Source organism: Billgrantia endophytica, assembly GCF_002879615.1.
GTDB classification, from domain to species: Bacteria; Pseudomonadota; Gammaproteobacteria; order Pseudomonadales; family Halomonadaceae; genus Halomonas; species Halomonas endophytica.
This window is the reverse complement of record NZ_PNRF01000006.1, coordinates 21,344-41,115: the sequence shown is the minus strand read 5'-3', so window position 1 is coordinate 41,115 and position 19,772 is coordinate 21,344. Positions and strand designations below refer to the sequence as shown.

The following is a 19,772-nucleotide window of genomic DNA, read 5'->3' as shown; positions in this document are numbered from 1 at the left end:
TCCATTCTGGTTTTATGGTGAAACCCCCAGTATGTGGGGGGTAACAAACAGCAGGGGGCTGACGCGTTCCGAAGCCTTGCAGCGCGCCCCCGGACGTGGGTAGACGTTTAACTGCAGAACTTGTGCGATCCCCCACGATTTCCAAGACAATCAACCGAATGTTAAGAGCATGTAAGTTATGAAAGTCGGTATCACACAGGAAAAGACAGGTAAGGAAAAACGGCGCGGCCAGAAGCAACGTACCGAAGAAGTGCTTCTAGAATTGCGATATATGATCGCAGAACATGATCTCCCCCCCGGCACACGCCTCCACGAACTCGAACTCGCTCACCAGTTCAGCACATCCAGGTCTGTTGTTAGGGAAGCCTTTGGGATTCTCGAACAGCGCGGACTTGTCAACCGCATCCACAACCGGGGGGCAGTCGTAGCTAGGCTCGATCCCAAGGAGGTCTATGAAATATTCGATGTTCGAGAGGTCTTGGAGGGCATGTGCACTCACCAGGCAACGATCAACGCTCCCCCCGAGACGTGGGACTTCTATATCGAACTCTTCGGCTCGGTGATGGAAAAGGCTATTTCCGACGGCGAGATAGAGCGTTACATCGATGCCTTGGAAGAACTCCGCCGTGAGATCATTTGTTGGGCAGACAACACGCATGCCACCAATTTCCTGGATCTGGTTTATGACAAAGCTAGACTTATCAAGCGCAGAGTCACGCTATTGAACGGGCGCGCAGCCATCGGACGCGAGATGCATTTGGAAATGCTCAAGCACATGCGGGCGGGTGAAGCTGCTGCAGCTGAGGATATGAAAAAACGAATCATCCGCAGCGCCAAGGAATGGCTAGTGCGCTACCAAGATTTCGTCATGTAGATCGTATACTATATCCACCGCACGTTATCGACCACGCCATGTGGGAGTACGTTTTTCGATGAAGGCGCGCACCCCCTCCGTCCGGTCCTCGCTGGCCATCAGTCGTTGATGCAAAGCAAGTTCGTAGGCGAGCCCACTATTGAGGTCGAGCTCGCCACCGATATGCACAGCCCGGCGTATCGAGCGAACCGCCAGCGGCGGCATCCTAGCAACCTGCTCAGCCTTTTCCAAGGCTCGGCTGAGCATCTCTTTCTGAGGAAAAATCCGGGAAACGATACCGTACTCCTGAGCCTCTTCCGCATTGATCCGCTCGCCAGTCAGCAGCATCTCCAGTGCCCTGCCACGTCCGGTAATTCGAGGGAGGAGCTGAGTTCCACCCAGTCCCGGCATAATGCCAAGGCCGATTTCCGGCAGCCCAAACTCTGCTTCCTCAGTAGCAAGCACGATATCAGAGGCTAGCGCTATTTCCGCGCCGCCTCCGAGCGCCACCCCCTGAACTGCAGCTATCACCGGAATGTCCAAGCTCAGTCGAATCATCAGGAACAACCTGAAAAGCGCATGCTGACGTCGGATACCATCTTCGTCCAGGCAATTACGCTCCTTGAGATCGGCACCCACGCAAAAAGCCCGGAGTCCACTGGCCGTGATCACGATACAGCGCAGGCGGGTATCCACTGCCCAATCGCTGAACTGTCGAATCAGCTCATTGGCCATCACGCTATTCAAGGCATGGAGTGCATCAGGGCGGTTAAGGGTCAGGATTGCAACGCCGTTATCACGTCGCTCCACGTTGATCGTGGAGTATTCAAGGAACGTGCTGTTCATTACATACCTCTAGCTGGCTCGTCAATGATAGATTTCTTCCCGTTGCTTTTCATCACCTAGCCGCTCGACCAGCCACTGGATGCTGTCGGCGATGATGAAGCTCCCAAGCAGTTGCGAGCCCAGCAATGGCCAATCCCACAGCTGTGAGCAGCAGATCTGGTGTCAGTAGCAAAATGGCGCCGGCAAACCAGGCAACCCTTGGCCACCAAGTATCAGTACGCAGCTGAAGTGCGGCTGCCAGACTAATAATCGCAATCACGGCAATCACTGTTTCAAAGACGATGCTGCCAAAGCTCCCAGCCATCAGGATCTCTGGACGGTAGACGAATAAGTATGGAACGATGAACCCGGCAGTGCCCAGCTTGAGTGCGGTCATGGCCACTGGCCAGACCGGTGCCCTCGCCACAGCTGCCGCAGCGAAACTAGCCAGTGAAACTGGCGGTGTGATGGCCGACATGGAGGCAAAGTAGAGCACGAAAAGGTGTGCCGCCATCGGTTCGACGCCTAAGCGCGTGAGTGCGGGCGCCACCACTGCCCCGGTGATCGCGTAGGCGGCCACCGTCGGCAACCCCATACCCAGGACAATTGTGACTACCATCGCCAGGAGCAGCGTCAGGAACAGGCTACCACCAGTGATTGTGATGATCACCATTGCCAATTTCAGGCCCATGCCAGTGAGATTAAGTACCCCCATGATAATCCCGGCTGTCGCACAGGTCGCGGCAATTGGTAGAATACTACTTGCAGCATCGATGCTGGCCTTAGTGGCGACTTTCGGACCGATACGCGTCACCTTGCGGATCCAGCTCACAAGCAAGGTAGCTGCGACTGCATACAAGCCGGAGAGAATAATTGAAACGTTAAGCACCAGTAGGGAGAAAATTAATACCAGCGGTGGAAGCAAGAAATACAGCCCCGTAAGCAAAGACTTTTTATCCAGACGCTGCTCTTCATTCGATACGCCGCCGATGCCGCGATTAACTGCCTCATAGTGCGACATCATAAACACGGAAAGAAAATAGAGCACCGCAGGAATCGTGGCCGCCATGATAATACTGGTATAAGACATCCCGGTCATGTCGACCATCAGGAAAGCGGCAGCGCCCATGACAGGCGGAAGGATCTGCCCGCCGCTTGATGATGTGGCTTCGACAGAAGCGGCGACCGTGGGCGTATAGCCAGCCCGTTTCATCATGGGAATCGTCATCGAACCCGTGGCCACCACGTTGCCAGCCGAGGTGCCGTTGATCATGCCAAAGAAGCCACTGGCTGTAATCGCCACCTTGGCAGGACCGCCTCGCGCTCGCCCGGACATCGCAATCGCTAACTTGATCAGGTATTCACCGGCTCCAGAGGCCATCATCAGTGAACCAAAGAGGACAAAAAGGTATATATAGGTCGCAGAGGATCCCAGTGGAATATTTAACAAACCATTTGTAGTGTATAGATAAGTCACCAACCTCTCAAAACTGTAGCCGCGATGACCAACAAAGTTTGGAAGATAATTACCATAAAGCCCATATAGAATCGCCAGGACAGCAAGGATAAAAATAGCGTTGCCAGTGGTACGACGTGTAACCTCTAGAACCGCACCCACCATCAGTACGGCAATTATCACATCCGTATCCGATGGGAGTACACCCGCCCGCATGGCGATGCCTTGCATATCCATTGTCATGTAAATTGCACCACTCAGTACTGCAAGTGCTAGAGCCGGAGCGGTATAACGCAGCCAAGGACTATCCATAGTCAGACTGACCAGCGAACCAAAGACCACAAGACCCGTGATATGCCAAACACGGAAAATCAGCGGATCCAGCGGCTGAATGATTAAGGCGTAAAAATGGAAGCCTAGAATCGCCAAGGCAGTAATGGCAATTAGTGCCCGCAGGGACCATCCGGTGCTGTCACGCAGGAATGACATGATAACCTCGACTTACATTTATTTTATTGACTTTGTATAGACAAGGACACCACGCTCGGCGCTGCGGGCCTCATGGCATCGCTCAAACCTGTAGAGCTTGTAGATCAGTCCTCTGGAATGAGTCGGTCGGGGATATCAACACCTTGCTCTTCGTAGTACCGGATGGCACCCGGATGTAGAGGAACCGTTATTTCAGCAATATTCTCCAGAATGACATGCTCTGAGGCCCGGTGGGTCTCCATCAGGGTATCGTGGTGTTCGAAAGCTGCCTTGACCATCTCATAAACTAAATCATCGGACTGTTCCTTGTTCGTGATTAAAAAGTTCCACACGGTGAGTGTCGGCTGGTCTTCTGTCACGGCGTCATAGGTGCCCGCAGGAACCACATCGGTACCAAAGTAGGGGTATTCCCCAATGAAGGATTGACTGATTTCCTTCGGCAGGGTGATCAGGTTTATACCATGGGTGGATTCGGTCTCGGCGACTGCCGGATGAGGTAGACCCGCAGTGGTGAGAGCGGCATCTACCTGGCCATCACGCAACTGATTAACGATGTCCGAGAAACCCGCATTAACGATCTGGGACGGCTGGATGCCTGTATGATCGTAAACCTTTCGACCGTAAGCATCCGGCGTGCCACCGGCCGGTCCCATAGCCACTACTTTGCCCTCAAGGTCCTCAAAGGTTTTGATGTCAGAGTCCTTCACTGACCACCAAGTGAAGTAGCTAGGATACATAGGCAGCACGGCGCGAATATTATCGTATTTTTGTCCATCCGCCCACTCGATGCCGAGCAAACCTTCATAGGCAGGCGCCGCCGTCACTAGGCCAAGTTCCAGCTCACCGCCATGGACGAGCTGAATATTGTGCAACGGTCCCCCAGTTACCTCCACATTGGTGTTCATACCAATCTTGTTCAGGACGCTTGCCATACCACTTGCCCAAACATAAAAAGTGCCGCCAACGGATGCTGCACCAATGGTGACATCCTGGGATGCTTGCGCGGTGGTGCACAAGGATGTAGCGAGGATCGCAGATGCGGTGACAGTTACTAATTTTTTCATTAACTTACACTCCAATTGTATTTATTTGTGAGCTCAGAGGTGATCTGCCTGATTGGGCTTCACGCACCCCACATTTCAAATAGTCAGTGACATCGCCGATTTTGTCAACAAGTTCGTTGCCCATAATGTCGACTATGATGCCGATCTAATCGGCGCATGCTGATAAGCCCTAGCAAGCTGTCGGGTGATGGGCGTCTCTCATGGTAACGACGCCCCTTTCTGTTGGCGCCCACAGCTCAGGTCACGAAGCGCCATCAGCCACTCTCGAAGCACTACTGGGGGCCTGATCGCCTGTAAGAAAGCCCTCTCAGGGGGCCCCTTCAGCCTGTCACCAGACGGTGCATCCGCTTGATGTTCCATGCCATAGCGACCAGTCGCCACTCACCACCGGCGCTCTCCAGGCCTAGCAAGGCTTGCTTGAAGCGTTTTTTCAGGAGAGCTAAGGGGCAGCACCGAACAAGATGGCGCCGTAACCATTCCGGGCTCAACCGCCACACGGAGAGCTCGTCCCGGTGCCGGATACTGTTGCTCTGGTAGCACCACTGTTGACCGCACTCACGGACATGCAGGCTGGCGACCATCACGATGACACTGGCCAGCATCGCGGTCAGCAGCAGGATTTCGATGCGTTTGCCCTGGCAAGACTGGTACATGCCGAAGCCCAGTCCAAACAAGGTGTTTTTGATATGAAGAAAGACTTCTTCAATCTGCATGCGCTGCCGGTAAATAGCCATCAGCTTGTCCGCCAGCGTTGAGCGCTCCCACAAGTTGCTGACCAGCACCCAGGGTTCCTTCTGGCGCTGGGCAATCGCCCGACTGCAGCCGTCTTAAGAGACTTGGCCTTGCTTATTGCGATGTTGACATCCCTTCGGCGGCCGATGCTAGAGCACCATGCGGGTAGGGCAATCTCAGCGGGTTGTTCTCAGAGATATGAACGGAACCCGGTGCTTGCCGAGGTTGCTTGTTGAACAAGGCTGTCACAGGCCGCCACGCGGAGCCAGGCACCTAGTGGGGCTGCGAACCCGGTTCATGTAGTACCAACCACGCGCCTCGACCGCCTTGAACCAAGGGTCGCGAAAGCCCGCATCGGTGATGAGGATCGGCGTTGAATCGGCAGGCAGGACTCGCTCGGCCAAGGCCGCGAGCAAGTACGCTTCACAGCGCTGGCAACCATTCTTATGGTTGACCTTTTCGAAAATCGGTAGTGAGCACCCGACAATGGCTCGCAACAAGAATCGCTGGCCAGGGTCATCGATCGGGTCACCAGTCCACCAGAATCAGTGACGGGTAGTGTGGCCGATCAGCAGCGACGCCACGAGCCAATAAGACAAGTGCCCGTCCCTAATGTAGATGATGGTTAGTCAGAAACCGATCAACCCGTTTGATGATATGCTTGGGTGTCGCTGATACCGGCAAGGCACGCCCCAAGGCCGTCACACCAAGACGGCGCTCGCTCAACAGCACGCCCACCACGTCGAGCAACGCTTGCAGGCGTTTTGGCGCGGATTAACGGATTGTGCTTTTGACGAACCCAGCGGCCTAAAAACCTTTATAGAGAGATGGAGGCGGCCCCGACAGCCACATCCCGGCACACGCGACCACCACTACCGTTGCTCCCTTCCGGGCCTGGCGGGGTTTGCGGTTTAGCGTTGCGGGAGGACCGACGGGGCCACCACGACATGATGTCCGCATGCTGGATGCAGGCATCGAACCCGGCGCCACATCAATGGCTTGCCGAGTGCGGGTGCACTATACCAGCGGGCAGGCAGGCCAGCAAGGGCGTTCCGGCGCTCGGCGTGATCGTGTGTGTGACGCGTTGATTTGTCGTGTAGGGTTAAAGAGACATAGCCACGAGAACAGTCGTGTTACCCGCTCAGGAGGCGCACCATGAAAAAGGACCCCAACAAGGGCTATATCGCTTTGCTCGGCTGGAGCCTGAACGCTGTCGAAGCCGCCGAAAACTTTGATCGACGCTACGTGGTGGTAGCACCGGATTGGGCGGAAAAGTATTGCCAGCAGCATGACATCCCCTACGTTTCCTGGAACTTCGAGCGGCTCAACGACCGATCCATGGAAATCGCCGAGACCCTCAAGGAAATGGGCGTCGACGTGGCGATTCCGATGTTCGAGGAAACCGTGGAGTGGGCCGGCGCCATCAACTCGCTGCTGCTCGACAACCCCCGCCTCTACGGCCAGTCGCTATTGCTGCGCGACAAGGCCCTGATGAAGCGCCGAGCCCAGCTTGGCGGCATCCGCGTGGGCATCTTCGAGGAAGCCCATGACAAGGCCGATGTCATCCGCTTCCTCAAGCGGGTCAACCAGACCCTGCTGAAGCTCGACGGCGACCCCAACGACCCGATCCATCTCAAGGCCTTCGACAAGGCCGGCTGCCTGGGCCACCGGGTGATCCGTACCCCCGATGAAGTCGACTCCATCCCCGACGAAGAATTTCCCGTGCTGATGGAGTCGCACCTGGACGGGTGGGAATTCGCCGTAGAGGCCTGGGTCCATAACGGCAAGGTCGCGTTTCTCAACATTTCCGAGTACGTGACACTGGGCTATTCGGTCTTCGTGCCGGGCTCCCCCGAGATCGAGCGCTACCGACCCCAGATCACGGCCCAGATCGAAAAACTGATCAAGACCTTCGACATCGAGTTCGGGCTGATCCACCCCGAGTACTTCGTGACCAGCGATGGTGAAATGTACTTTGGCGAGGTGGCCTACCGCCCGCCGGGTTTCAAGGTGTTCGAACTGCTCGAACGGGTCTACGGCTTCAATGCCTATCAGGCCAGCATGATGGTCTTCGACCCCAAGACCAAACCCGAAGAGGTCGAGGCGTTCTTCCCACGGGAAGTGGTCGATGCCACGTGCTATGCCGGTTGTTTCGGCGTTTACCCCCGCCGCCGGGTCGTCAGCCGCCTGGAGATCCCCGAGGAGGTCGAGGACCACCCTTACTTCGAGTCCCACGAGCTGACCCCTCCCATGGCGGAGACGGTGACCAAGCGCACCGCCTTCGGTACTCACTGGGGCCTGATCTACTTCAAGGGCGAGGACCCCCATATCCTGCGCGACCTGCTGAAGCATCAGGAAGAACTTGATTTCTATGTCTAGGCAAGGCGTCATGGGCGAATGACAGCCTGACGACAAGGAGTCGGCGTGACGACGCACCGACACACGCAAGACACGAGTGAACCGCCGGCACCCAGCGACAAGCTCGCGGGACTGCTGGCGAGACTCGACGAAGCCATTGACCTGCTGGCTGAATCCCGTGATTTCGCCAAGCCGGGCAAGCTGCCGCGGGTGATGGATACGGCGCGCCGTGTGCTGCATCAGGAAGGCGGGGCCGCGGAGGTGGAGCGGCGCGCCAAAATCCTGGAGGAAGCCGGAATCTTTCACGGCTCGGACTGGGAGACGCCGCAGTATCTGGTGCCCTCGTTGACCACCCATGCGCTCAAGAGCGCCAATCCCAATACCGTCGTCATCGAGTCACTCAGCGAGCTGCGCCTGCTCGCCATTGCCAAGGGCGACTACCAGCATTCGCTGATCTCGGCGGAACAGGCGCACCACTACCTCACCCAGGTCATGGCGCTCAACCTCTGGTTGCTGTTCGGTGCCCCCAGCGAAGCCGAACGGGAAACCCAGGGAAGGCTTGCCGAGATACCGCGCCACTTGTTCCTCCATCTGGCCAAGCGCATCGGCTATGAGCACATCATCGACAAGCTGATCGAGGAGATCTGGCGCATCCTGCAGCAGCGCCCGATCCAGGTAGAGCCGGTCAAGCAGATGATCACCCAGATCGCCATCTGCCAGGCCAACCCGGAAATCGACCTGGGCGTCAGTGGCCAGGGAGCCGACCGGCTGGTCAGCTCCCTGTTCGGCCCCACCCAGGCGTGTCGTGAAGACCCGGGGCTGGATATCTATCGGGACCGACTCTCGAGCATGGATAGCGCCGCCCTCCAGAGCGAAGCCACCGGCTTTGCCCGTGCCATGCATGATACCGGCCTGGTGTCGCCCTACCATCCGGTACTGTTGCGTCATTTACTGGATCATGGTGACCACCTGCTGGCCGAAGGGCTGGGGCTCTCCTCTACCGGGCGCGACTGCCTGCTCTGCTATCGGGAACTGGTACATGCGCTGATCCGTGGCGGCGTGCACCCAACCACGCCCCAGGCGGCCTATGGTCTCACCCTGATGCTCGAGCGGGGCATTCTTTACCAGCCCCCGGTGGCACCCGCCATGTGGCGTCAGTTGGGGCTGCCGCTGTCGGAGTGGTCCCGGGCACGGCTCAACCTGGCCTTCGGTGAAGCCGTCTCGCCCAGGGCGAGGTTATTGGAAGGCGTCATGTGCATGCTCGGCCTGCCACTGGGTGTCGGCCAAGGCAACAACCCCACCTGCCAATCGGCTCGCGCCCTGTCGATGTGGGCCTACAACGATCCGGACTATCTCCTGCAGATGGTGGCCTGGGCGGCCCGTGACGACGAGATCGTGATGCACTTCGAGGGCCAGTCCATTTCTTCCATGGCCAGCCTCTCGGGCGTTGCCACCGAGCTGCCCATCGATCTCGATCCCGTCTCGCTGCTGGTGGTACCCCATCTCGACAGGATCTATGCCGAAATGGGCCGTCGCTGCGCGGGTCGCGACGGCGATCCGCATCGCTGGGTGAATCCGGAGTTTCACGGCTGGTGGGCCGGCCGGGGATTTCGCATCAATGTCGACGTGGCAACGGGACAGCTCCATGAGCTGGACGACTTCCTGCGCCACTTCTATGCCAGTTATCACCCCTACTACAACGGCAATCAGCCCGTCATCCACCCTCAGCCAGCGGGCATCGCCATCACCGATAGCGCCGCGCGCTTCATCGGCTGGCATGCCATTACGGTACTGCGCGTATCGCTGGACCCTTCGGATGTCATGCGGGTGTATTTCTTCAACCCCAACAATGATAGCGGCCAGGACTGGGGGGATGGCATCAAGGTGAGCACCGCCGGCCAGGGCGAACGATTCGGAGAAGCCTCCCTGCCCTTCGAGGAGTTCGCCTCGCGGCTCTACATCTTCCACTATGACCCCTTGGAGCGGGGCGATCTGGCCAGGGTCGCCCAGGATGAAGTGGATCGGGTGATCGGCCATATTCACCGCAGCTGGGGCGCCAACAGGATCCCCCCTGGCGACCTTCAGGCCTGCGAAGGCCCTGGGCAGCAGTGATTCTGCCGGATTCACCGACACCGGCGGGCATCAGCGTTTTTCCGACCTCGCCTGACTCGATAGCCATCGCGCCCAGAAGGGCGCGATGATCATCAGCGCCACCATGCGCAGCAGGTGATGGAACGCCACGAAGACCGGATCGATATCCAGCGCCACGGCGAGGATCGCCATCTCGCCTATCCCACCCGGCGCCAGCGCCAGCAGTGCCACGTCACGGGGCACATCGAGCAACTGATGGATCAATTCCGCGAACAGGGCCAGCACGAGGAGCGCCAACAACGTGGCGATGGATGCCTCGAACAAATAGCGCCCGAAGCGCGCCCGGGACAGGCCCTGGAAGCGTGAACCGATGGCACTGCCGAGCACCCAGAGCATGCCGTTCAACCCCCAGTCCGGTAACTGAAGGCTGGCAATATCGAGCCCGGAAAGCAGCGCCGCGAACAGCAGAGGCGCCATCAGCGATGCGCTGGGTAGCTTGAGGCGGTATCCCAGGGGAATCAGTGCCGGAAGGGCCAGCAGCATCCACAGGTGGGCCACGGGCGGCGTCACGTCATTGAACTCCGACGCCGCGCCGCCTTCCCAAAGCCAGAACAGCGGCGGAAGCCACAGAATCACCAGAATGATGCGCAGCGACTGGGCAATGGCGATACGCTGCGGGTCACCGCCACACTTTTCCCCTATGAGGATCATCGCCGTCATGGCGCCAGGCGCCGAGGAGAACCAGGCGCTTACCGAATCGAATCCGCAACGCCGGTACCAGGCGGCCGCAGCGGCGGTGGATACGCCCACGCCCAGCAGCAGCAACGCCGCCGACAATGGCCAGTCGAGCACCCGCTGCGCCAGTTGGGGCGTTACCTGGCTGCCCAGCACCAACCCCAGCATGCCGAGGAACAGCTCGCGTAGACCATCCGGCACGCGCACATCCAGGCCCCGGGCCGATACCAGCAGGTTGGCGACCAGGGGTCCCAGCATCCAGGCCAGCGGCAAGCCGGTCAGGTGAAACAGCACCCCACCCACCGCGCCGATACCCAGCGATCTTGCCAATGCCCTGACTGCCGTTCGCCCCACGCCTCACCCTTCTGTTAACTGGCTAACGACTGGATTATGTCATAATGTCGCTCGTCCTTCTTGCCAGGAACCCGACATGCTTCGCCTCGACCAGCTACTCGTCACCCAGGGCCTGGCCCGGTCACGCACCCGGGCGCAGCGGTTGATTCGCAAAGGCTGCGTCAGCCTGACGAATAGCGGCCGCGTGTTGACCAAGCCCAGCGAAAAGTGGGCCGAAGAGGTGCGGCTGAGCGTAGCGGAGGACCCCGAAGAGCGCTACGTATCCAGGGCAGGGCTGAAACTGGAGGCGCTCATCGATGCGCTGGGCCTCGACCTCGAGGACAGGCTGGTGCTGGATGTGGGTCAGTCTACCGGCGGTTTCAGCGACTGTGCGCTGCGCTTCGGCGCCCGACACGTGGTCGGCGTGGAAGTGGGCCACGGCCAGCTCGATAGAGAGCTTCGGGGCGACCCTCGAATCTCCTGCCTGGAAGGTCTCAATGCACGGACAATGGCCACCGAGCCTCGTCTGCGCGAGGCCTTCACGGCCCAGGGAGCCGAAGGCCCCGACCTGGCGGTCATGGACGTCTCCTTCATCTCCCAGACGCTGGTCCTGCCCGAGCTTGCCGCCCTGCTCCGCCCCGGTGGCCAACTGCTCTCCCTGGTCAAGCCCCAGTTCGAGGTAGGGCCTGGGGGCGTCAATGACCGGGGCATCGTCGTCGAGCCAGCTCTTCATGCGGACGTGGAAGCGAAAATTCGAGCCGAGTGCACCCGGAACGGCTTCCGGATACTGCACTGGCAGGAGAGCCCCCTGCTGGGTGGCGATGGAAATCGCGAATTCCTGCTTCATGCCCAGATACCCTAACGCCCTCCATCGCCCCCGTCTCCCCCATCGCTGTCACCGATCTCGATGTCCCCCGGGTCGCCTCCTGCACCGGGAGGCGGATGATGCGGGGCATGAGTGGTCGTCGGGATCACGCTTCGGATTTTCTTCGTTTCTCCCTCTGCACGATGCAACCAGACATCGAGTTGATTGAAGGCGATGTGGATGTCGTACTCCGAAAACAGCTCACCGATACGGCAGTTGATCTCGTCGGTGGCATAGAGCCGATCCCCCAGCGCGTTGACGAAGACGCGAAGCTCGAAGTCCAGGGCGTTCTCGCCATAATCCATGAAGAAGACCTGAGGTTCGGGGTCACTCAGCACCCGTGGGTTCTCGTCGGCGGCCTGGCGCAGCAGATTATGGACCAGCCGCTGGTCCGAACCGTGGGCCACGCCGAACGTCAGCACCACCCGCGTGATCGTATCCGACAGTGACCAGTTGATCAGTTGGTCGGTGACGAAGGTCTTGTTGGGGATGATGATTTCCTTGCGATCGAAATCGGTCACCGTGGTGGCACGAATGCGGATCTTGCTCACCGTGCCGGTGAGATTGCCCAGGGTGATGGTGTCGCCGATGCGTACCGGGCGCTCGAAGAGGATGATCAGCCCCGATACGAAGTTGGCAAAGATTTCCTGCAGGCCGAAGCCCAGCCCCACGCCCAGCGCCGCTATCAGCCACTGCAGCTGGTTCCAGGCCACGCCCAGGGTGGCCAGCGCGACGATAAAGCCGGTACCGACGATGGTATAGGAAAGCAGCGACGTAATGGCGTAGGCACTCCCCTGCTTCAGCTCCATGCGCGACAGCACCATCACTTCAAGCAGGCCGGGAAGATTACGCGCCATCATCAGCGTGAGACCAAAGATCAGCAGGGCGGTAAAGATATCCGCTACCGATAGCGTACTGGTTACCAGGTCGCTATCGCCCTCATCGGCCTCCCAGATCGCCACTTGCTCCAGATAGCCCAGCACCGTCAGCAGATCCGACCAGACCAGGTAGAGAAGCACAGTAAAGCCGATCAGCAGAATCAGCTTGGAAAGCCGCAGCGACTGCTGGTTGATCTGCTCCATGTCCAGTGGCGGCTCCTCGACCACCTCGAGACCGCCTTCGGCTCCCTCCTGGACCTGGGCCCGGCGGCGCGTCAGCGCACGCCGGAAGGCAAGCCGCCGGGCCGCTACCGCCAGTCCCCGCACCACCGAAGCCTCGACCAGTATCCATAGCCCCAGCAGGTAGAGGGTGATGACAAAGCGGGCGATCAGGCTGAGTGCCGTGTACTCGTAGCCGGAGACGATCAGCCCCAGAAGCAACAGCGGCACGGCAGCCAGCGCCAGGCCGAGCATCAGGCGAAACAGCTTGACTCCGAAAAAGGGAACGTGGGCAAGAATCAGGCGTGCCTGGCACACGCTCATTGCGACCAGGCCGGCGAGCAGCAGCCCAAGGGCCAAGGGGCGTGTGCTCAAGCCGATCTCACCATCGCGAACCAGGGTGGCGATCAACAGGACAGGCACCACGGCAATCCCCAGCCAGAACAGCAGCCAGCGCAACCGGGCCACGTAGGCGGCCGGCCAATAGAAGTGCTTTGTCGCGACGCCATCACGCACCAGCAGACGTCGTGACCAGGCGATGACCGCCCAGGCCAGGGCCAGGTGCCAGAAGGCATGGCCCAGCCCGATCGCGATACCCTGCCCTCCGGCCACGAGCGCCGTGCCGGCGCCGGCAAGCGCCAATGGCCCGGGTACGGCCAGCAGTGCATTGAGGGCTACCGCCTGGGGGGTGTGGGCCTGGGTATCGCTGCGCAGCCGGCCGATCTGTTCATGCAGCCGCGCAAGCCGCGTCTTTATACGTCGACGACTCCACAGCAGCGCCCCCGCCAACAGCAGGAACGGCACGCCAAGCAGTGCCTCGAGTCGCGGCCTCTGCCAATGTACCGGCAAGACTTCCCGCCATTCCCCGACCTGCCATTCGGCCAGCAGGTTGGAGGGCAAGTGACGTAACCAGCCGATATCGAGTGGGCGCGTATTGGCAATCCAGAAGAGCTGTTCGTCGATGGTAATGCGCAGTTCGCGGGAGGTCGTCAACAACTGGTTCTGATTGAGCTGGAGTTCGATGGCAGCACTCAGCAGAGTGCCATAGGTCTGCTCCAACTGATCGACCAGCTCCCGACGTGACTGGTAGAGGCCCTGCAGGGAGTCCACCAGAGCCGGCGTCACCTCCACACCCGCTTCTTCCAGACGCTGATTCGCCAGCCGCTCGCCCTGGCGCAATACATCACGCTGGCGAACCAGATCGAACTGGCGCAGACGCAGGTCGGCTATCTCGTCCTGCAGGTCGCGCCGCGCATCCACCTGGGGCAAGGAGCGTCGCTGCTCGCGCAGAATACGCGACAGCAGCAAACTGCCCCGGATGGCTTCTATCTGTTCGTTCAGGCTGCGCTGGAGCTGGCGGACGTGGTCGAGCTGGCTGCGGATCGCCAGGCTCTCGCGCACCAGACTGTTATTGCGGTCATTGGCCCGTAGCAATTCCAGACTGAGGTCCCGGTTGACCTGCTGGGCCCGCTCCAGCACCGGGTGGCCGGCCTCCAGGAGCGGGTCGTCACGGGCGGCATCGGCAATCGCCTGCTCCGAAGCAAGCCGCCGCTGACGGTCGATGACGCTCTGCAACAGGGCAAGCTCGGTTTCCTGCCGGGCGATCTGCTGGGTCAACAGATCCCGACGCTGCTGGGCCAGCTCCCGCAATCGGGTATTGGTACCGAGCTCTCGCTGATGAAGACGAAGGGATCGCTCCGCCAGCCGCCGTTCGACCAGCGCCTGCCACATCCGGGGGTCATCGGAGGACAGCCCCCGCCCTTCCAGCTCATCCAACACCCTGCGCGACAACTCGACGGATCGCATCGACTCGGCGATGGCCTGCTGAGCCCGCTCGGGCATGGTCTGGGTGGAAAGCAACTGGGCATTCACATCGGCAAGACGATCCTGCAGCTGTTGCAGTTCGAATACCACCTCCTGCTGCCGGTACTCGAGTTCGCTCAACGGCTCGTCATCCAGGTCCGTCGCCAACAGGGCGGCAGCGGCCTCCTCTTCCTGCGACAGCTCCCGTTCCAGGTTCAGCAGTTCCGCGGGGGCCTGCTCCACCCTTTCTTCGAGTGCCTCGAGGCGCTCCTCTACCTGCACCAGCGACTCCAGGCCCTGCAAGGTCGACTCGAGCGCTTCGATGCTGCGCTCCAGGGTGGCACTCGGGGACTCGCCCTCCTCCGGCTGTAGCTCGGCGAGGCGCGCCTCCACCACGGCACGCTCGGGAAGGGAGTCATCGGCAAGCGCCGGGGTAGCGATCAGGAATAGCCAATAGAACAGCAGGCCAAGGACAGCAGCCTGCCGGGCAGTACCGCCAGATGGTCGATGCATTGGATTCACAGCCGTCCTCGATTGCAGGGGCGCCACTAACCGTGACGATTCTCGTCTTACGGACAGAACATGGCAATGATTGTCGTCTATGGTTGACTTGCGCAGGCGTCGTGGTAGAAACAGAACCTCAAATACCCCTCTTCGAGTTGCCCATGACCATCCGTTCCGTCCTCTTCCTCAGTACAGCTCTCTGGAGCGCGCTGCCTCTTGCAGCACTAGCTCAGAGTGACGCCCAGCGAGATGCCATCGAAGCCAGGATCCAGCGCCTGAACAGCGAACTGGAAGACCTTCAGCGCCAATTGGAAAGCCTGCCCGAGGGGGAGACAGCCGCCGCTCTTCAGGAGGACGACCCGGTCCGTGAAGAGATCGCCCAGCGTCGCCAGCTGGAGCGCGAGTCGACCCGCAACCCGCTCGCCATCACGACGCATCGAAGCAACTACCTGTTCCCACTGAGCTATACGGCCAATCCCAACTACGTTGCCTTTCGCGACATAGTGCTGGATAGCGGCCCCAACGATCTAGAGGTCAAGTTCCAGTTCAGTGCCAAGGTCAACCTGGTGGAAGACCTGTTTGGCGATAATGGCGATCTCTACTTCGCCTACACCCAGCGTAGCTGGTGGCAGGCCTACAACACCGATGCCTCCTCGCCCTTTCGCGAGACCAATTACGAGCCGGAATTTTTCATCGACTTCGACAACGACTGGCGCCTGTTCGGCTGGACCAACTCCCTCAACCGCGTCTCGCTCAACCATCTCTCCAACGGCCGCTCCATCCCGTTGTCGCGCAGCATGAACCGGGTGTACCTGGAGAGCATCTTCCAGCGGGGGGACTGGGCCGTGGCCATCGCCCCCCACTGGCGCATTCCCGAGTCGGAAGGTGATGACGACAACCCGGACATCGATCGCTACATAGGCTATGGAGACGTCACCGTGGCCCGGCGTTTCAATGGCAACCACGAAGCCAGCCTGATGGTGCGCGGCAACCCGAGCGCGGGGAACATGGGCTCCCAGGTTGACTACTCCTGGCCGCTGTTCGGCAACGTCCGGGGCCATGTCCAGTATTACTACGGCTACGGCGAGAGCATGGTGGACTATGATCATCGCAATCATCGCTTGAGCCTGGGCTTCAGCCTCAATCCACTGTTTTCCGGCAGCGGAATGGTTCACTAAGGCAGGAAACCGTACCGACCTGGGATGAAACAGCATTGAACTCGTCCCTGCGGCTGCTATGCTGAGCCTGTCATTCATCGTCAAAGGAAGACAGTCATGGCATCTCGCACTCCCCACACCAACGAAACCACCCGGCAGCTGAAAGAAGACCTGCACCATCTGACGAGCACCATCGAGGAATTGGTCAGCGCAACCGCCGACGATTCCCGAAGCAATATCAAGGAGCTCCGTGAACGTGCCGAAAAACGGCTGAAGGATACCCGTGATCGGCTCGAGTCCCGCGGCGAAAAGCTCTACGACGAGGCGCGTGACTCGCTGTATCAACAGGCCGATGCCTGCGACCGCTACGTTCACGAGAACCCCTGGACCAGTGTCGGCCTCGGTGCCGTCGCGGGTATCGTCATCGGCATGCTGATCGGGCGGCGCTGATGGAGTCGAGCCAAGGACCGGCACAACGGTTGTTCGGGGCTGGCAAGCGTCTGCTCGTCAGCCTGCTCGCCACTGGCGAGACGCGTCTGCGTCTCGCCGTGCTCGAACTGGAGGAAGAGCGGGCCCGACTGACCACCCTCCTGTTGATCATCGGATTGAGCCTGGTGTTGTTGCTACTGGGGTTGGGCGTACTGACCCTGCTGGTGGCCGTCATCTTCTGGGAGACCCACCGCCTGACCGCCATCGGCATCAGTGCCATCGTGCTACTGGGTGGTGGTGTCTCGCTTGCTCTTATCGCGCTACGCCTGGCTCGTCGGCCCACCTTGCTGAAAAGCACCCTTGCCCAATTGGCAACGGACCGCCAACTGGTGGAGAGCACCCGTGACAAGCCAAGTCCCTGACCGCTACCGGAAGCCGCTTCCGCCCAGTAGAACCGAGCGCAAGGCCACATTGCTGACCACGATCGAACAGCAGCGCATCGACATTCTGGTCGAAGCAAACCGCTGGAAAGAGGCCAGTCGACCCCTGGATGACGGCTGGCGCCATCTGATGCGTTACAAGGCACCGCTACTCGCCATCGGTGGCCTACTGCTGCTGCGGAGTGCACGGCATCCCAGTTCACTCATTCGAATGGGCAAGCGAGCTGCCGCCGGTGCCTTGCTGTTGAATCGGGCCAGGCGGCTTTTACAGCGATTCCGCTGAACCCGGCGATTGCGTTGAGTTCGCCCACCCGTCGACGCATGATCTCAACCGGGTGCCAGCCCACGCGAGTCACGACAGGAACCATTCATGTCCATTGCCATTACCTTGCATATGCTGGCTGCCGTCATCTGGGTCGGCGGGATGTTCTTCGCCTGGATGGTGCTGAGGCCGGTAGCGACGGGCCTGCTGGAACCGCCTCAGCGCCTGACCCTGTGGACCGGCGTCTTCCAGCGTTTCTTCCCTTGGGTCTGGCTGTCGGTCATCGTGCTGCTGGCCACGGGCCTGTGGATGCTGTTCGCCGTCTTCGGCATGGCCGGGGCCCGCTGGCATATTCATCTCATGCTGCTGACCGGCCTGATCATGATGGCCATCTTCGGTCATATCTGGTTTGCGCCCTACCGGCGCCTCAAGGCAGCCGTAGAAGGGCATGCATGGCATGAAGGCGGGAATCAACTGGCGCAAATCCGCCGCTTTATCGGCATCAACCTGATGATCGGGCTGCTGACCGTGGCGGTGGCTTCGGGCGGCCGCTTTCTATAGCCGGGCTCGGCTATAACCTGGCTTCCGCCGAGCCGGCCCGTTGGTGCCGCCTGCCCGGCACCCACTTCATCCAGCGCTCTCCTCGCTTGAGCCGACGCTGCAGAAAGCGCCTGGTACGGCTCTGCCCCTCGCTGGAATCCGACGACCAGACGGCCAAGGTCGCCAGGAACAGGCTCGTCAGGGCGATCTCCTCGACCTGGGCTCGACGAGTACCGTAGCGAGCCTCCAACCGTGCCGCCTCACGCAGCCACTGCACCGTACGTGACAGGTCGAACGCCATGGGCACCCAGGTATGCAGGTGCGGCAAGTGTGCCTTGGTGCGAAGCATCTGGACCGTCACCCGGCGATGGGCGGCGTAGGTGTCGAACCAGGCCAGCAGACAGTGCTCGATGCGGACTCGCTCGGGCCAGTCGTCGAAGGTCTCGGGCTTCTCGGCCAGCATGGCCTTCCACCCGCGCTTGAACCAGGCATTGGCGACCGCATCCATGTCCCGGAACTCGGCCAGTACCGCCGACATGGACAGCTCGAGACCGCGGGCGACTTCCGTGAGGCGAACGGCCTGCCACCCCAGCTCTTCGGCCTGACGGACGGCTTCGTCGACGACCTGGTGGGTAAAGGTCGCCGGACCGGAATCGGCGGCATCATGTATGGCAATCATGGACATGTGAGGCTCTCCCTCGAAGGCGATACATGCTATGGAGCATAGTTCAGTGACAAGGGATTCGTGACTGCATCCGATGAGGTCGCCACCTCAGCCCTCGCGCTCCAGGTAGTGAAGGCTGAAGAGCCTCTCCGGGTCGGTCCACAAGGCCCGCGGCGCGAAGCCGGCCAGCCCGGCCAGTTCACGGAACCCCTCGACGCTGTATTTGTAGGAGTTTTCGGTATGCAGCGTCTCGCCGGCGGCGAAATGGACACTCTCCCCCGCCACGTGGATCTCCTGTTCTACCTGGCTCACCAGATGCATCTCGATGCGCGACTCCATCCCGTTGTAGAAGGCCCGGTGAGAGAATCGTTGCGGCTCCAGGTCCGCCCCGAACTCATGGCGTAGCCGTTCCAGCAGGTTGAGGTTGAAGGCTGCCGTCACCCCGGCGGCATCGTTGTAGGCCGCCTCGAGAACCGACGGGTCCTTGATCAGGTCGACGCCGATGAGCAGGCCTCCGCCTGCCGGCAGTAACGGGTGGAGCCTTCCGAGGAAAGCCTCTGCCTCCTCCGGCGTGAAGTTGCCGATACTGGAGCCGGGAAAGAACGCCACCGGATGTTCGTTCGCCACGCCGACCGGCCATGCCATGCACCGGGAAAAGTCGGCACAGGTGGCATGCACGTCGAGCCAGGGATAGTCGGCCGCCAGCCGTCGCGTGCTGTCCAGCAGGAAGTCGCGGGAGATGTCGATGCCGATGTAGCGAGAGGGGCGCAAGGCCTCGAGAAGCAGGCGTATCTTGCGACTGGCACCGCTGCCCAGTTCGATCAGGGTCGCCTCGGGCCCAACGGCTTCGGCGATATCCGCCGCGGCCGAGCGAAGAATGGCTTCCTCGGTACGTGTCGGGTAATACTCGGGCTGACGGCAGATCTGGTCGAACAGCTCCGAGCCACGCCGATCGTAGAAGAACTTGGGCGAACAGCACTTGGGGTCCGAGCACAGGCCCGACAGCAGTTCCCGGCACAGTGAATCGTCGGACAGCTGTGGCTGTTGGTCATGAAAACGGACGAGTTGGTTCATG

General features: G+C 60.2%; 17 protein-coding genes and 1 other RNA gene. 9 read left to right on the top strand and 9 right to left on the bottom strand.

Annotated features, from left to right (window positions below; all coding sequences use genetic code 11):
* The first annotated feature begins 178 nt into the window (after window positions 1-178).
* A complete protein-coding gene (locus C1H69_RS01890) occupies window positions 179-874 on the top strand; it encodes a GntR family transcriptional regulator (RefSeq protein ID WP_102651728.1) in 696 nt (231 codons plus the stop codon).
* 24 nt (window positions 875-898) lie between these two features.
* Here the strand turns inward: C1H69_RS01890 and C1H69_RS01885 are convergent, their stop codons facing one another.
* The 5 genes from C1H69_RS01885 to ffs all read right to left on the bottom strand — a co-directional run bounded on the left by C1H69_RS01885 (window position 899) and on the right by ffs (window position 6,353).
* Window positions 899-1,699: an enoyl-CoA hydratase/isomerase family protein gene (locus tag C1H69_RS01885; RefSeq protein ID WP_102651727.1), complete on the bottom strand. Its 801-nt coding sequence runs from the start codon at window positions 1,697-1,699 to the stop codon at window positions 899-901.
* A gap of 52 nt (window positions 1,700-1,751) precedes the next feature.
* Window positions 1,752-3,623: a TRAP transporter permease gene (locus C1H69_RS01880; RefSeq protein ID WP_102651726.1), complete on the bottom strand. Its 1,872-nt coding sequence runs from the start codon at window positions 3,621-3,623 to the stop codon at window positions 1,752-1,754.
* A gap of 104 nt (window positions 3,624-3,727) precedes the next feature.
* Window positions 3,728-4,687, bottom strand: a complete 960-nt coding sequence (locus C1H69_RS01875) for a TAXI family TRAP transporter solute-binding subunit (protein ID WP_102651725.1) — start codon at window positions 4,685-4,687, stop codon at window positions 3,728-3,730.
* A gap of 320 nt (window positions 4,688-5,007) precedes the next feature.
* Window positions 5,008-5,469 carry a hypothetical protein gene (locus C1H69_RS01870; RefSeq protein ID WP_165789399.1) on the bottom strand — a complete coding sequence of 154 codons (462 nt, stop codon included), beginning with the start codon at window positions 5,467-5,469 and terminating at the stop codon, window positions 5,008-5,010.
* Window positions 5,470-6,256: 787 nt separating this feature from the next.
* Window positions 6,257-6,353, bottom strand: an RNA gene (ffs, locus tag C1H69_RS01865) — signal recognition particle sRNA small type.
* Between the two features lie 221 nt (window positions 6,354-6,574).
* On the opposite strand from ffs, the gene C1H69_RS01860 reads away from it, so the two are divergent.
* Together C1H69_RS01860 and C1H69_RS01855 are read left to right on the top strand one after the other, a co-directional pair.
* Entirely contained in the window at window positions 6,575-7,798 is a 1,224-nt protein-coding gene (locus tag C1H69_RS01860; RefSeq protein ID WP_102651723.1) for an ATP-grasp domain-containing protein, read from the top strand.
* Window positions 7,799-7,843: 45 nt separating this feature from the next.
* Window positions 7,844-9,889, top strand: a complete 2,046-nt coding sequence (locus C1H69_RS01855) for a hypothetical protein (RefSeq protein WP_102651722.1) — start codon at window positions 7,844-7,846, stop codon at window positions 9,887-9,889.
* A gap of 30 nt (window positions 9,890-9,919) precedes the next feature.
* On the opposite strand, the gene C1H69_RS01850 is transcribed toward C1H69_RS01855, so the two are convergent.
* Window positions 9,920-10,957, bottom strand: a complete 1,038-nt coding sequence (locus tag C1H69_RS01850; protein ID WP_102651721.1) for an AbrB family transcriptional regulator — start codon at window positions 10,955-10,957, stop codon at window positions 9,920-9,922.
* A gap of 76 nt (window positions 10,958-11,033) precedes the next feature.
* On the opposite strand from C1H69_RS01850, the gene C1H69_RS01845 reads away from it, so the two are divergent.
* Complete coding sequence (locus C1H69_RS01845; protein ID WP_102651720.1) at window positions 11,034-11,798, top strand: TlyA family RNA methyltransferase; 765 nt, start codon at window positions 11,034-11,036, stop codon at window positions 11,796-11,798.
* On the opposite strand, the gene mscK is transcribed toward C1H69_RS01845, so the two are convergent.
* Entirely contained in the window at window positions 11,795-15,214 is a 3,420-nt protein-coding gene (mscK, locus tag C1H69_RS01840) for a mechanosensitive channel MscK (protein ID WP_102651719.1), read from the bottom strand. The genes C1H69_RS01845 and mscK overlap by 4 nt on opposite strands.
* A gap of 152 nt (window positions 15,215-15,366) precedes the next feature.
* On the opposite strand from mscK, the gene C1H69_RS01835 reads away from it, so the two are divergent.
* The 5 genes from C1H69_RS01835 to C1H69_RS01815 all read left to right on the top strand — a co-directional run bounded on the left by C1H69_RS01835 (window position 15,367) and on the right by C1H69_RS01815 (window position 18,054).
* The gene (locus tag C1H69_RS01835; protein ID WP_102651718.1) at window positions 15,367-16,383 is read left to right on the top strand and encodes a phospholipase A; all 1,017 of its coding nucleotides are present in this window, start codon (window positions 15,367-15,369) and stop codon (window positions 16,381-16,383) included.
* A gap of 96 nt (window positions 16,384-16,479) precedes the next feature.
* A complete protein-coding gene (locus tag C1H69_RS01830; protein ID WP_102651717.1) occupies window positions 16,480-16,812 on the top strand; it encodes an ElaB/YgaM/YqjD family protein in 333 nt (110 codons plus the stop codon).
* A complete protein-coding gene (locus tag C1H69_RS01825; RefSeq protein WP_102651716.1) occupies window positions 16,812-17,213 on the top strand; it encodes a phage holin family protein in 402 nt (133 codons plus the stop codon). Before C1H69_RS01830 ends, C1H69_RS01825 begins: the two co-directional genes overlap by 1 nt.
* A complete protein-coding gene (locus tag C1H69_RS01820; protein ID WP_102651715.1) occupies window positions 17,194-17,514 on the top strand; it encodes a YqjK family protein in 321 nt (106 codons plus the stop codon). The genes C1H69_RS01825 and C1H69_RS01820 overlap by 20 nt, the downstream gene beginning before the upstream one ends.
* Window positions 17,515-17,601: 87 nt before the next feature.
* On the top strand, window positions 17,602-18,054 hold the full coding sequence (locus C1H69_RS01815) for a CopD family protein (protein WP_102651714.1): 453 nt from the start codon (window positions 17,602-17,604) through the stop codon (window positions 18,052-18,054).
* Window positions 18,055-18,064: 10 nt separating this feature from the next.
* Here C1H69_RS01815 and C1H69_RS01810 read toward each other — a convergent pair whose 3' ends face one another.
* Window positions 18,065-18,718: a ubiquinone biosynthesis protein COQ9 gene (locus C1H69_RS01810; RefSeq protein ID WP_102651713.1), complete on the bottom strand. Its 654-nt coding sequence runs from the start codon at window positions 18,716-18,718 to the stop codon at window positions 18,065-18,067.
* Between the two features lie 87 nt (window positions 18,719-18,805).
* Window positions 18,806-19,771 (bottom strand): L-histidine N(alpha)-methyltransferase, encoded by a 966-nt coding sequence (gene egtD, locus C1H69_RS01805; protein ID WP_102651712.1) that lies wholly within the window; start codon window positions 19,769-19,771, stop codon window positions 18,806-18,808.
* Between the last annotated feature and the right edge of the window lies 1 nt (window position 19,772).